The organism is Psychrobacter sp. P11F6 (genome assembly GCF_001435295.1).
Taxonomy (GTDB): Bacteria; Pseudomonadota; Gammaproteobacteria; order Pseudomonadales; family Moraxellaceae; genus Psychrobacter.
Genome location: NZ_CM003594.1, coordinates 3,392,715 through 3,406,282 on the forward strand (window position 1 = coordinate 3,392,715; position 13,568 = coordinate 3,406,282).

At 44.0% G+C, this 13,568-nt stretch carries 11 protein-coding genes; 8 read left to right on the forward strand and 3 right to left on the reverse strand.

What is annotated here, in order from left to right; all coding sequences use genetic code 11:
- The first annotated feature begins 50 nt into the window (after positions 1–50).
- A complete protein-coding gene (rnr, locus tag AK822_RS14030) occupies positions 51–2,345 on the forward strand; it encodes a ribonuclease R (protein WP_060492065.1) in 2,295 nt (764 codons plus the stop codon).
- An 87-nt stretch (positions 2,346–2,432) separates the two neighbouring features.
- Here the strand turns inward: rnr and AK822_RS14035 are convergent, their stop codons facing one another.
- The 3 genes from AK822_RS14035 to hisA form a co-directional block, all read right to left on the reverse strand.
- Positions 2,433–2,735 carry a hypothetical protein gene (locus tag AK822_RS14035; protein ID WP_045447653.1) on the reverse strand — a complete coding sequence of 101 codons (303 nt, stop codon included), beginning with the start codon at positions 2,733–2,735 and terminating at the stop codon, positions 2,433–2,435.
- An 83-nt stretch (positions 2,736–2,818) separates the two neighbouring features.
- Complete coding sequence (locus tag AK822_RS14040; RefSeq protein ID WP_087945663.1) at positions 2,819–4,456, reverse strand: mechanosensitive ion channel family protein; 1,638 nt, start codon at positions 4,454–4,456, stop codon at positions 2,819–2,821.
- 63 nt (positions 4,457–4,519) lie between these two features.
- Positions 4,520–5,257: a 1-(5-phosphoribosyl)-5-[(5-phosphoribosylamino)methylideneamino]imidazole-4-carboxamide isomerase gene (gene hisA, locus AK822_RS14045; protein ID WP_045447648.1), complete on the reverse strand. Its 738-nt coding sequence runs from the start codon at positions 5,255–5,257 to the stop codon at positions 4,520–4,522.
- 1,113 nt (positions 5,258–6,370) lie between these two features.
- Between hisA and AK822_RS14050 the strand changes: the two genes are divergently transcribed.
- From AK822_RS14050 to AK822_RS14080, 7 genes are all read left to right on the forward strand, one after another.
- Positions 6,371–7,723, forward strand: a complete 1,353-nt coding sequence (locus AK822_RS14050) for a Na(+)-translocating NADH-quinone reductase subunit A (RefSeq protein WP_060492066.1) — start codon at positions 6,371–6,373, stop codon at positions 7,721–7,723.
- 5 nt (positions 7,724–7,728) lie between these two features.
- Positions 7,729–8,964: an NADH:ubiquinone reductase (Na(+)-transporting) subunit B gene (locus AK822_RS14055; RefSeq protein WP_055125672.1), complete on the forward strand. Its 1,236-nt coding sequence runs from the start codon at positions 7,729–7,731 to the stop codon at positions 8,962–8,964.
- Complete coding sequence (locus AK822_RS14060) at positions 8,945–9,850, forward strand: Na(+)-translocating NADH-quinone reductase subunit C (RefSeq protein WP_060492067.1); 906 nt, start codon at positions 8,945–8,947, stop codon at positions 9,848–9,850. Before AK822_RS14055 ends, AK822_RS14060 begins: the two co-directional genes overlap by 20 nt.
- A 1-nt stretch (position 9,851) precedes the next feature.
- Complete coding sequence (locus AK822_RS14065) at positions 9,852–10,523, forward strand: NADH:ubiquinone reductase (Na(+)-transporting) subunit D (protein WP_055125671.1); 672 nt, start codon at positions 9,852–9,854, stop codon at positions 10,521–10,523.
- Positions 10,523–11,131, forward strand: coding sequence for an NADH:ubiquinone reductase (Na(+)-transporting) subunit E (gene nqrE, locus AK822_RS14070; RefSeq protein ID WP_011281361.1), 609 nt, complete (start codon positions 10,523–10,525; stop codon positions 11,129–11,131). Before AK822_RS14065 ends, nqrE begins: the two co-directional genes overlap by 1 nt.
- A 123-nt stretch (positions 11,132–11,254) precedes the next feature.
- The gene (gene nqrF, locus AK822_RS14075) at positions 11,255–12,490 is read left to right on the forward strand and encodes an NADH:ubiquinone reductase (Na(+)-transporting) subunit F (protein ID WP_055125670.1); all 1,236 of its coding nucleotides are present in this window, start codon (positions 11,255–11,257) and stop codon (positions 12,488–12,490) included.
- Positions 12,491–12,680: 190 nt separating this feature from the next.
- Positions 12,681–13,481 carry an SDR family NAD(P)-dependent oxidoreductase gene (locus AK822_RS14080; RefSeq protein ID WP_060492068.1) on the forward strand — a complete coding sequence of 267 codons (801 nt, stop codon included), beginning with the start codon at positions 12,681–12,683 and terminating at the stop codon, positions 13,479–13,481.
- The last annotated feature ends 87 nt before the right edge of the window (positions 13,482–13,568 follow it).

The window sequence follows — 13,568 nt, forward strand, 5'->3', positions numbered from 1 at the left end:
CGTGTTAAGATAGCCATTATTAATAATTTTAAAAATAGATACGGTAATTTATGAGTTGGAACGATCCAAACGCCTCAAGTGAGGCAAAAAGATATGACAATCCTATCCCTAGTCGCGAACTGATACTCAGTACGATTAATGAGCATGGTGAAGTCACACATCAACAATTGGCAAAAGCCTTTAATATTGATGACCCAGACCAGTTTGACGCTTTAGGCAATCGCCTAAAAGCGATGGCACGTGATGGACAAGTAAACCGCGACGGTCGTCCTTATCGCTATCGTACGGTGACTAAACAAGATGTCGTCAGAGGTACAGTGTCTGCACATCCGAAAGGCTTTGGCTTTGTATTATTAAGCGATATGCCAGATTTGTTTTTGCATGAAAAGCAAATGCGCTGGGTTTTTAACGGTGATACCGTAGATGCAGTCGGTACATCGACAGACAATCGCGGGCGCACCGAAGGACGTATCGTCGATGTCGTTGAACGTCGCCAAAACAACTTCATTGGTACATTAGCACGTGATGAAGATGGCTACTGTGTCGAGCTTGGTAGTCCAAATAATCACCAGCCGATTACCGTTACTGAAGAAAATGTACAAGCGATGAATGCCAAGCAAGGCTCTCCTGTTAAGGTTGATGTTATTGATTGGCCAAATCAGCATGAATTTGCGACGGGTAAAATCACCGAAGTACTGTCTGATGACAATGATCGCGAACTGATTATTGAAACCACCTTACTCAATTATGACATCCCATCAGATTTTAGCGAAGCAGCACTGAAGCAAGCCAACGATTATCAAGAGCCGACTGAAAAAGATTTAAAAGGTCGTACAGATTTGCGTGATTTGCCGCTGGTGACTATCGATGGTGAAGATGCACGTGATTTTGATGATGCCGTATTTGCTGAAAAACGCTCTGGTGGCAACTATCGTGTCTTAGTTGCGATTGCTGATGTCAGTTATTACGTTACACCAAACTCGCCACTTGATAAAGATGCCTACGAGCGCGGTACGTCCGTATATTTCCCGCATCGTGTGATTCCAATGTTGCCTGAAGTGCTCTCTAATGGTCTGTGCTCACTGAATCCTGACCGTGACCGTCTTTGTATGGTCGCCGATATCAAAATATCGCGGGCAGGCAAAGTGACTGGTTATGAGTTCTATCCTGCTGTCATGCACTCACAAGCACGTTTAACGTATAATCAAGTGAACGCTTATCTTGAGAATCCAGAAGATAAGAGCGTACCTACCTCACTCACGGGTAATAAAGACGTCAAAAAATCTGTCGATACCTTACATCAATTGTATGAGCTACTGCTTAAAAAGCGTGAAGAGCGTCATGCAATGGAGTTTGAAACAGTTGAGACCTACATTAAGTTTAATGAGAAAGGTGGTATCGAAGCAATCCTACCGCGTACTCGCGGTGATGCTCAAAAACTCATTGAAGAATGTATGTTGCTGGCCAATACTTGTGCAGCGAACTTTGCACTCAAGCATGAGCTTCCTGTCTTATATCGTAACCATGACAAACCTGATGGCGAAAAATCAATGCGTATTCACGAATACGCAAAGAATTTTGGTTTAAGCTTTCCAGAAGAAAATCCAACGCAAGCCGATTATCAGCGCATTATTGAAGCCACCAAAGACAGACCCGATGCGATTAGTATCCACAGCATGCTGTTGCGCTCAATGATGCAAGCAAACTATGCGCCTGACAATATCGGTCACTTTGGGCTAGCTTATGACGAATATAGCCACTTCACCTCGCCGATTCGTCGTTACCCTGATTTGATGCTGCATCGTGCCATCAAAGCAAAAGTGACCAATACCCAGCAGCCAGTGATGGACTTTTCTCTTGAAGCGGCTGGCACGCAAACCTCAGATACTGAGCGCCGAGCCGAAAAAGCCTCACGCTATGTAGAGTCTTGGCTCAAGTGTCACTATATGAAAGATCATGTTGGTGAAGAGTTCGAAGGTGTGGTCACTACAGTCACAAGCTTCGGTTTGTTTGTTACCTTGACTGACTTATATATTGATGGTTTGGTTCACATCTCTAATGTCGGTGATGACTTCTTTGTTTACGATGAGCAGCAACAACAGCTGATCGGTAAAGATAAAGGGACATTGTTCGGACTGGGCGATCGCGTTAAAGTGAAAGTTGCTGGCGTCAATATGGATCTGCTACAAATTGACTTTGATTTAAAAGCCAAATTGCAATCTAGTGAAATGAATCAAACGAAGAGCGCGCCTTCTAAGAAAGGCACTGAGAAGAAAAGTACTGATAGAAGAGGCCCCGCTAAAAAGACTGGCAGCCGTAGTAAAGGTGCAAGTAAGAAAAGCTAGTGTTAGCAAACGCTTCAAATAATAAAAAGGCCAACGTCATCGTTGGCCTTTTTTGTGCGTAGTATTTTATAACGACTACTTAAATCATTATTGCGCATTACTCATCTGGTCTAGACGTTCCTTGTCTGCTTCCTGAGCCTGATCTATTTTCGCGGTAGCATTATCGAGAATGGCTTTAGGCTGTTTGCCAAGTGGCTGGCTTGCGACATCTACTGAGCCACTTTCTACATCATCCGTATTTGGTAACGCTGTATCGGGAGATTGCTCAGATCCTGCGTCACTTATGACTAGCTCTCTATTTTTATCACGTTGATTGCCATTAATGAGGTTGAAACCTAGTAACGCAACCATGCCCACTAGGGCGAATATAATCAAGTGTTTCATTTGCATAAAAAATGTCTCGTATTTGAATGATAATCAGATATACGTTTCGTTGCATTTTTTATGCCTAGTTTTTGGCAGGTTTTTGCAAATTATTCTTGCGGGCTATTATTATTCAGTAAATCAGTCTCGTCAGAGCTTTCTGCAATTTCCTGTTCAACTTTTTCCATGAGTTTGTCGTCAGGACGAGCGTTAAGCACCTCATCAGCATTGCGACCTTGTAAAATCAATTTGGCACGAGCCTTTGCTTGTTTTTTGTCCTTATCATCAACGCTATTATCTTTATTCTGGTTTTTATCAGTCACTTTGGGCATGATTGGCGTAATCGTCATGTCTGACTTAGCACCATCAGTGTTAGCCTGCATATGCTCAAACGCTTTTTCTAAGTTACTATTGAATCGTAAACGATAAATCGGTTCAGGCAAGCTGAAGCCTTCATTTTCTAACGCATGCTTGGTCTCACGAATGGCAATACTGCGTGCTTTTGAGAAATCCGTGTCTGATTGATCCACCCAAATTTGAAATTCCAAAATGATATTAGAGTCGCCAACATTGGTAATGACAGCCACTGCTTTTGGTTCATCTAAAACGAATGCTAATGTATGTATCGCATCCAGTCCGACCTTGATAGCCGCTAATGGATCATCATTGGCATCAACACCTAACTCAAAGGTAAATCGACGTTCTGGATTTTTGGTGTAATTTAAAATCGTTGCTTTAAATACTTCAGCATTGGGAATGCGCAACTGGTTACCATCTAAAGTCATCAGAATAGTCGCACGTGAGGTTAGCCGTACTACGATCCCCTCTTGATTATTAATCAAAATATGATCACGTGCGCGAAATGGTTGGCGAATACTGAGCATGAGCGAGGCAATGTAATTCTCAATAGTGTCTTTGACCGCAAAACCAACGGCAATACCGATAACGCCTGCACCGCCAAGCAAAGTGCCTAAAATGGTTTCGGCGCCTATCAAACTCAGCGCAAGAATCAAACCGAAAACAATAAAAATAACTTTAACGGTTTGTGACAGCAATTCGGCGACAAACGGATTGGGCGTGAGCCGTTGCCACATTTTTTTGCGATTAGCCAGCCAACTACCAAACCATGTCACCAATGCAAATAGGACAATGCCGACCAATAGGAGTGGCAAGGCTTTGACTAGATTTTTGGCTTGTGCTTTAAGACCTTGATAAACGGTAGTAACATTGTCTTGAACATCAAGCGTGCGATCAATCCGATCTTCGACAGTGACCACATCTGTCAGACGGTTGGTCAAATTAATGGCTTGTTGCGCTTTTTTCTCGTTCGGCGTCTCTCCGGTTAAGGTGACAACACCTTGCGTAACGCTGACATTGACAGCCTGCAGACCTTCTATTTCAGAAAAAATACCCTGAATACGTTGACGGATGTCATTATCTTTTTGCGGAGTAGGAGTGGTTTCGATTTGCGCATTATTGGTGCTCTCACCACTGATTATGGGCGGTGGTGCTGGTTCAGGTATGACCACTGGAGATGCTGAAGCTTCCTCTTCTGATGGCTCATCCAGTAAAGGTTTGTCAGCTGCTGGATTTTCTGCTGTATCTATCCCCAATGCAGTGGTGATACCAGTCACCTCTTCACTAGCCGCATACACTGGAAAGGTAAAAAAGATGCTTAGTAACAACAGCATTTGACCGCACGCTTTTATAAAATCGCACATCGTTGAACGGTCAAAGTCGGTGTTCATAAGCATCCTTTGCTTTTTATAGATTTTCGTACTCATCTTTCTTTATTAAATGTTCAATAATCATTAACTGTCTAAATAAACTTGTGCCTCGCCCAAGTTTAACGTGCCTTCATAGATCGCGCGACCAGTAATGATACCTTCAATACAATCGCCATAAGGTTTCAGCAGTTCGATATCTTTCATATTGGTCACGCCGCCTGAGGCAATCACAGGCAAGCCGCCTTCACGTGCTAAATTGACAGTTTGTTCAACGTTGACGCCTTGCATCATGCCATCGCGGTTGATATCGGTGTAGACAATCGACGATACGCCGACATCAGCAAAGCGCTTCGCAAGCTCGGTCGCCTTAGTATCGGTCACATTTGCCCAACCATGGGTTGCTACCATGCCGTCTTTAGCATCGATACCTACAATGATATGACCCGGAAATTCGCGGCAAGCCTCAGCGACAAACTCAGGATCTTCGACCGCTTTTGTACCAATGATGATATAAGTCAAACCAGCCGTAATATATTGCTCAATGGTATTCATATTGCGCACACCGCCGCCCAGCTGAATAGGCAGATTCGGATACGCCTTCGTAATGTCATTCACCACTTGTCTATGAACGGGTACGCCATCAAATGCCCCATTCAAATCAACCAAATGCAGTCGACGTGCACCTTCCTCTACCCAGCGTGCTGCCATGGCCACTGGATCATTAGAAAAAACCGTATCATCCTCCATACGGCCTTGTTTTAAGCGGACACATTTACCATCTTTTAAATCAATCGCCGGGATAATGACAGGCACAGCACACATATAGCATTCCTTATAAAGCACAACAATAAATATATTTAGAAAAGTAAATTCAAAAATCAGGGTGTATTGAACGTTCAACACCCTCTAAACACGCATAAAAACATCAGTCAAAAGTGACTTAATATATAGACGAGTCAAAAGCTATCCATGATAGACCCAAAATCCGCTTCGATAGATAGAAATGACCATAAAAAAACTGTCAATCATAACCATAAGTTTTAATACATTGAATCACTGGCAACATTAGATAAATTCAATTACTGACTGGCAATTTTAGGTCAATTTAGCGTATAATCCTAGGTAAATTTTTATTTGTTTCTATGTGATAGTAACCATGCGCTGCGCTTTTTATTGAGTCATTTATGGCTTAGTGTTGCATAGCGGTCAGGATGAGTCGAGCAGCAGCTAAATGCATCTTTTTGATGTTGGCTGACATATTGCTAAGAAGGGTTATATTAGAAATTTCAACTGGTGGCCTCTAAACAGTCTACTCTACAGCACTAAACTCTAATGACGCCTCTTTCTTTTTTATAGTCTCTATCGTATCTCTATCACTAGCTAACTATTTTAGAACAGTCATTACTAGCTGTATAGCCGCTTATTGATGTGAGTAAAATCTACTTAATAATGGCTTCTCTAGTTTGTCTGTTAACCAGTTTATCATCTATTTCGATAGATCATCTTTTGGCTGCATTCTTATCTAATTGCGTATCTATTAACAAGATACCAAACCGATAAGGGTGGTCAATTGCACTGGTGTTACAAGCTTTAATTTTCAATGAAACGTATGATAGAGCTATTGTCTACACAATCATTTTCGCTAAAGGCTTAAACGATTGCGTTTGATTTGATGGTTTTAACATACACCTTGGTAGCCAGTCGCCACTTTGGTCATTCGAATAAGACATTAACGTGTTGTTAAGGAGTCTAAGGTCAGCGTTAATACTCTTACTAGTAGTTATGATCATGCGTTATTTTTAGAGATCTTTTGTCACTATCCTACTATAGGAAGAGAGACGTGGGGGCTTTATTGAATGACGCAGATGTTCATGCTACCGATATACCAAACAGGACGTCTGGTATCGTTTTAGACTATGGACTAAGTTTTCGCTTATGATTACCATCAAAAAAGGTTTGGATTTGCCCATCACCGGTGAATCATCCCGCGAGATATCTGAGCACCAACCGACACATGTCGCCGTTATTGGCTATGATTATGTGGGCATGAAGCCTACGATGAATGTCAAAGAAGGTGATATCGTAGCAAAGGGTCAGCCCGTTTTTGAAGACAAAAAACGAGTTGGCGTTATCTATACTGCCCCTGCTGCTGGTAAAGTCGTCGCGATTAAACGCGGTGAACGACGTGTGTTTGAGAGCCTTGTGATTGCGGTCGACCCAAACGGTGAAGAAGTAGACTTCGAGCGCTATGACTCCCAGCAACTTGCTGACCTAGACGCTGAAGTTGTTGAAACCCAACTGCTTGCCTCTGGCGAATGGACCGCGTTTCGCACGCGCCCTTATAGCCGTGCGCCAGAAATCGGTGCCCGTCCTCATGCTATTTTTGTCACCGCTATGGATACCAATCCATTAGCATTTGACCCGATGCTGCTGATTAGCGATCAGTTGCAAGCGTTCAATGACGGACTTGCTGTCTTATCGACACTCAGCCCCAAGACCTTTGTTTGCCATCATGGTGATGCCCAGTTGACGCCAGTTGCCAAAACGGCGGCTAATAATGTCACTGAGTATCATAGCTTTGCTGGTAAGCATCCTGCTGGTCTGGCTGGCACGCACATTCACTTTTTGCACCCAATCATGCGCGGCGTGACCGTATGGACGATTGGCTACCAAGACGTGATTGCGATTGGTAAGCTATTCACTAGCGGTCGCTTGTATACGCGCCGTATCATTAGTTTGGCAGGTCCTGCGGTCACCAAGCCACGTTTGGTGGCTACTGAGCGCGGTGCTGATATCGCTGCTCTGACCAAAGGACAGCTGGCGGCTGGCGAAAACCGTATTATTTCTGGTTCGGTATTGTCAGGTCGTAAAGTGTTTGGCAATACGGCTTATCTTGGTCGTTTTCATAACCAAATCAGTGTGCTGCCTGAAGGGCGTGAACGTCCAGCGTTCCATTTCCTAAGTGTCGGCACCAACCGCTTCTCTAAGCTGCCTATTTATATTTCTAAGTTTTTTGGTAATAAGAAATATAACTTTACGACCACGAGTAATGGTTCACCGCGAGCGATGGTACCTATCGGGGTTTATGAAGAGGTCATGCCGCAAGATTATCTGCCGACACAGTTACTACGTGCATTAATTGTCGAAGACATGATTAGCGCCGTAGATTTGGGCGTGCTCGAATTGGACGAAGAAGATTTAGCATTATGCACCTTCGTATCTCCTGGCAAATATGAATTCGGTGATATTTTGCGTGATAACTTGACGCGCATTGAGCTGGAGGGCTAACCACGATGAAATTTTTACACAATATGTTCGATCGTATGGAGCCGTCTTTCACCAAGGGTGGCAAACACGAAAAATACTATGCTATCTTTGAGATGTTTGATACGTTTTTGCGTCAACCAAGCTCAACTACATACTCAGCATCACACGTACGCGACGGTATCGACCTAAAGCGTATTATGATTACCGTATGGTTATGTACTTTCCCAGCCATGTTTTGGGGTATGTACAACATCGGTCATCAAGCACTAACGGCGATTGCAACCCTTGGTTTGCAGCCTGAAGGCTGGCGTACCGTTATCACCAGTATGGCAGGCTATAACCCAGACAGTATCTGGGCAAGCTTCGTTTACGGGGCGATGCAATTTTTACCGATTTATATCGTCACCTTTGCGGTCGGTATTCTCTGTGAGATTATCTTTGCTGTAGTGCGCGGCCATGAAGTCAACGAAGGTTTCTTTGTGACCTCAGTGCTGTTTGCGCTTTGTTTACCACCAGATATTCCTTTATGGCAAGTTGCCCTCGGTATTATCTTTGGTGTGGTAGTCGCAAAAGAAGTGTTCGGTGGTACGGGTAAAAACTTCCTAAACCCTGCCCTATCAGGTCGCGCATTCTTATATTTTGCTTACCCTGCTTATATGTCTGGTGACTCAGTATGGACGGCGGTCGATGGTTTCTCTGGTGCAACACCACTTGGCCTTGCGGCACTTGGCGTGGTTCCACAAGACTTCGTCGACGTCTATGGTAATGCAATCACTTGGGGTGATGCATTCTTAGGTAATATGCAAGGTAGTATCGGTGAAGTATCAACACTGGCTATCCTAATGGGTGCCGTCGTTCTACTTTGGACGCGTATTGCTTCATGGCGTATTATGGCAGGTTGTGTAGTAGGTCTGATTGCTACTTCTCTTGTCTTTAATATGATTGGTTCTGAAGACAATATGATGATGAACCTGCCGTTCTATTGGCACTTAGTTATCGGTGGCTTCGCCTTTGGTGCCGTGTTTATGGCAACCGATCCTGTATCAGCTGCGCATACCAATAAAGGCCGCTGGGCTTATGGTATCTTGATTGGTTTTATGACGGTATTGATTCGCGTCGTGAACCCAGCTTTCCCAGAAGGCATCATGCTGGCCATTTTATTCGCCAACTTATTTGCTCCATTGTTTGATTACTTTGTGACCCAAGCAAACATCAAACGCCAAACAGCTCGGAGGGTTCGTTATGTCCAAGCCCAAAAGTAATAATGCGAAAACCATCAGTGTGGCATTGACGCTATGCTTGGTGTGTTCCGTCTTAGTTTCAGCAGTAGCGGTTGGTCTAAAACCTGCTCAAATTGAAAACGCACGCTTAGACCGTAACAAAAACATCTTGGTCGCCGCTGGCATGTACGATGCCGAGTCTGATACAGCAGATGATGTTGCTGAACGTTTTAAAGATTTCGATGTCGAAATTATTGACTTAAGTAAAGGCAGCTACGTTGATGACGAAGCGCTAAAAGCCGCTGGCATCCCTGATCGTAATGCTTATGACGCAAGCCAAGCGACTAAGAATAAAGCACTGAGTGAAGATTTAGGCAACAATGACCCTGCTGGTATTGGTCGCAAGCCTAAATATGCCAAAGTCTATGTTAAAAAAGATGGCTCAGGCAAACCTGAAATGGTTGTTTTGCCGATTCAAGGCTATGGACTATGGGGCACTATCTATGGTTTCTTAACCCTTGAAAGCGATATGAATACCATTAAAGGCATCAGCTTTTATGAGCATAAAGAAACACCAGGTCTGGGTGCTCGTATCGAAGAGCCAGAGTGGCGTGCGAAGTGGAGCGGTATCCACTCATATGACGAAAATGGTAATGTTGCCACTGGTGTGACCAAAGCGGGTACACCAAAAGAGAACTGGGTCGATGGTATCAGTGGTGCAACCTTGACCGGTCGCGGTGTCAGTAACATGATTCAGTTTTGGTTGGGTGAGCAAGGTTATAAGCCTTATTTAGATACGCTACGTAAAGAGAGTGGTCAAGCGATTGATAATGCGGCAGATACACAAGCTACGCAATCAACGCTGAGCGCTCAACCTGAAACCGAACTGGCAGCCAAACGACCAGTAGCAAACGGCAAGGAGGCATAACATGGCTGACACTAAAAGTATTTTAACCTCGCCTATTTTTGATAATAACCCTATTGCCCTACAGATCCTTGGTATCTGTTCGGCACTGGCGGTCACCACAAGCATGGCCAATGCCATGGTAATGTGTGTGGCGTTGACCTTAGTCACGGCGTTTTCAAGCTTTTTTATCTCGATCATTCGTAAGCAAATCCCTTCAAGCATTCGTATTATCGTACAGATGACCATTATTGCCTCATTGGTTATCTTGGTCGATCAGGTGCTAAAAGCCGTTGCTTATGATGTGAGTAAAGGCTTGTCGGTCTTCGTTGGTTTGATTATCACCAACTGTATCGTGATGGGTCGTGCCGAAGCATTTGCCATGAGCAATCCACCAGTGCCAAGCTTTTTAGATGGTATTGGTAATGGTCTTGGCTATTCTGCGGTTTTGCTGTTTGTCGCGACTATCCGTGAGCTACTTGGCTCAGGTACGTGGTTTGGTATCACCATCCTACAGCCTGTCACTGATGGCGGTTGGTATATTCCAAACGGTCTATTACTGTTGCCACCGTCAGCATTCTTTATTATTGGTTTGTTCATTGCCATTATCCGTATCTGGAAACCTGAGCAGGTTGAAGACGCTGAATTTGTAATGAAGCCGCAGTCTAAAGGCATGGCACATGGAGGCGGTCACTAATGGGACATTATGTTAGTTTATTTATAACCTCAGTCTTTATTGAGAATATGGCGCTGGCCTATTTCTTAGGTATGTGTACTTTCTTGGCAGTATCAAAGAAGGTTTCAACCGCTATTGGTCTGGGTGTTGCCGTGGTCGTCGTGATGGCGATTACCGTACCGCTAAACAACTTACTCTTTCAGTTCATTCTAAAAGATGGTGCGCTGGCATGGGCAGGTTTCCCTGATATCGACTTAAGCTTTTTGGGCTTGCTCAGTTATATCGGCTTGATTGCTGCGACCGTACAGATTCTAGAGATGTTCCTCGATAAGTTCGTCCCTAGTCTGTATAACGCCCTTGGGGTGTTCTTGCCACTTATCACTGTAAACTGTGCCATCTTAGGTGGTGTACTGTTTATGGTTGAGCGTGACTATAATTTCGGCGAATCTGTCGTGTATGGTGTGGGCGCAGGCTTCGGTTGGGCATTGGCGATTACCGCATTGGCCGGTATCCGTGAAAAGTTAAAATACTCAGACATTCCAGCACCGCTGCGTGGTCTTGGTATTACTTTTATCACAGTTGGTCTGATGTCACTTGGCTTTATGTCTTTCGGCGGTATGTCAATTTAGACCGCTAAGCTTAACAGCCTATTTAGCGATTTGACCTATTTAATTCATTTATTCGGTAGGGGTTCAGGAAACACGCAATGACGTCTTTTCGCACCCCTACTCCATAGATTAAGGATACCTACCATGGATTACGCTACGGCGATTGGTGGCGTTGCTATGTTTACCTTGATCATCATGGGCCTCGTTGCCATTATTTTGGCGGCGCGCTCAAGACTGGTCAGTTCAGGCGATGTTACCATCCATATCAATGATAATCCCGATAATGACGTCGTGACCCCAGCAGGCGGTAAATTACTACAAACCCTTGCAAGCGAAGGTATTTTCTTATCTTCAGCCTGTGGTGGCGGTGGTACTTGTGCGCAGTGTCGTTGCCGCGTTATTGAAGGGGGCGGCTCTATCTTGCCCACCGAAGAAGGCTATTTTACTCAAGGCGAAATTCGCAATCATATGCGCTTAGCTTGTCAGGTAGCGGTTAAGCAAGACATGAAAATCGAGATTGACCCTGAGTTTTTTGATGTACAAAAGTGGGAGTGTGAAGTTCTCTCTAATGATAACGTTGCTACCTTTATTAAAGAGCTGGTCCTTAAAATTCCAGATGGCGAAGAAGTGAACTTCCGTGCTGGTGGTTATGTGCAGTTAGAGGCGCCACCGCATGAAGTGCATTATAAAGACTTTATCATTGACGAAGAATACCGCGAAGACTGGGAAAAATTTGGTATTTTCAACTATGTCTCAAAAGTTGATGAGCCAGTTATTCGTGCTTACTCGATGGCCAACTACCCTGAAGAAAAAGGCCTTATTAAGTTTAATATTCGTATCGCCAGTCCACCACCACGCGGTCCTGACGGTATTCCACCAGGCAAAATGTCATCATGGGTATTTAGCCTAGTACCTGGCGATAAAGTAACGGTTTCAGGTCCTTATGGTGAATTCTTTGCCAAAGAGACTGACGCTGAAATGATTTTCGTTGGTGGTGGTGCAGGTATGGCACCGATGCGCTCGCACATCTTCGATCAGCTTAAACGCTTACATACTAAGCGTAAAATCAGCTTTTGGTATGGTGCACGCTCTATTCGTGAGATGTTCTATGTTGAAGATTATGATCAACTAGCAGAAGAGTTTGATAACTTTGAGTGGCATGTGGCTTTGTCTGATCCATTACCAGAAGACAATTGGGAAGGTCCAACCGGCTTTATCCATAACGTGCTACTTGAAAATTATCTGAAAGACCATCCAAACCCAGAAGACTGTGAATACTACATGTGTGGGCCACCGATGATGAATGCGGCGGTCATCGACATGCTACACAGCTTAGGCGTGGAAGATGAAAACATCATGCTTGATGACTTCGGTGGTTAAGTGAGTAACTAAGCAAATGGTTACGTAAAAAAGTATTCTAAAGTAATAAATAAAAGAGAGTCTCAATTGAGGCTCTTTTTTTGGCTTTGACTAAATGCAACTCTTGCATAATAAGCCTACAAATCTAAATAGCAGACCATCTGCCTTCTACTATATGATTAATTGTTTATTGCCTTAAGAAAGGATTCTTATGAAAACCAACATTAAAGATTTGATCATTTGGATTACTGGTGCTTCTAGTGGTATCGGTGCAGCATTAGCCATCGCCTTTGCCAAACGTGGTGCCACCATTATTTTAAGTGGGCGTGATGAGGCAAAATTAGTAGCAGTCAAAAGCCGCTGTAAAAACAGCAAAAACCATTTCATCATCCCTTTTGATATCACCGATGCCAAACAAGCAAAAGACGCGTATCAGACAGCTAAAGCTCAAGCCGGACAAATTGATTGGCTTATTAATAATGCTGGTATCAGTCAACGCTCGCTTATTATGGAAACCACTGAAGAAGTTGAGCGCCAAATTATGGAGATAGACTATTTTGCACAAACGCGTTTGACCAGACTTGTACTGCCCAATATGATCGCGCAAGGCAGCGGCAAAATTGTCATGGTATCCAGTGTTGCAGGTTTATTAGGCACACAATATCGCGGCGCTTATGGAGCAGCCAAAGCCGCAATTCATATGTGGGCAAACAGTCTGCGTGCGGAACTGTACGAGCAAGACATAGAGGTGGCAACGGTATTCCCTGGATTTATTCAAACCAGTATTTCTATTAACGCCTTGACTGGTGACGGTAGCGCGCAAGGAACGATGGACGAAGCAACCAATAAAGGATTAACCGCAGCTACCTTTGCTAAACAGGTCATAAAAGCCCTGATTAAAGGTGAAGAATATATCATCGTGGCAGGTACTAAAGAAAAACTGGCGACCACGGTCAATCGCCTATCGCCACCAAAACTATATAAGCTCATCCGTGAATCAAAAGTAAAATAAATCTAGTCGTTTAAGCCACTAGGTCTTAAGTCGATGATTGGCGTTATGGGTGACAAGGGGTGTAAAATGGGCGACGCTAATAGAACG

Excerpts from the sequence above, each read along its gene's own strand:
- hisA (WP_045447648.1), bottom strand. The coding sequence starts at position 5,257 with ATGTGTGCTGTGCCTGTCATTATCCCGGCGATTGATTTAAAAGATGGT.
- AK822_RS14050 (WP_060492066.1), top strand. The coding sequence starts at position 6,371 with ATGATTACCATCAAAAAAGGTTTGGATTTGCCCATCACCGGTGAATCA.
- AK822_RS14065 (WP_055125671.1), top strand. The coding sequence starts at position 9,852 with ATGGCTGACACTAAAAGTATTTTAACCTCGCCTATTTTTGATAATAAC.
- rnr (WP_060492065.1), top strand. The coding sequence starts at position 51 with ATGAGTTGGAACGATCCAAACGCCTCAAGTGAGGCAAAAAGATATGAC.
- nqrF (WP_055125670.1), top strand. The coding sequence starts at position 11,255 with ATGGATTACGCTACGGCGATTGGTGGCGTTGCTATGTTTACCTTGATC.
- AK822_RS14040 (WP_087945663.1), bottom strand. The coding sequence starts at position 4,456 with ATGAACACCGACTTTGACCGTTCAACGATGTGCGATTTTATAAAAGCG.
- AK822_RS14080 (WP_060492068.1), top strand. The coding sequence starts at position 12,681 with ATGAAAACCAACATTAAAGATTTGATCATTTGGATTACTGGTGCTTCT.
- nqrE (WP_011281361.1), top strand. The coding sequence starts at position 10,523 with ATGGGACATTATGTTAGTTTATTTATAACCTCAGTCTTTATTGAGAAT.
- AK822_RS14055 (WP_055125672.1), top strand. The coding sequence starts at position 7,729 with ATGAAATTTTTACACAATATGTTCGATCGTATGGAGCCGTCTTTCACC.
- AK822_RS14060 (WP_060492067.1), top strand. The coding sequence starts at position 8,945 with ATGTCCAAGCCCAAAAGTAATAATGCGAAAACCATCAGTGTGGCATTG.
- AK822_RS14035 (WP_045447653.1), bottom strand. The coding sequence starts at position 2,735 with ATGCAAATGAAACACTTGATTATATTCGCCCTAGTGGGCATGGTTGCG.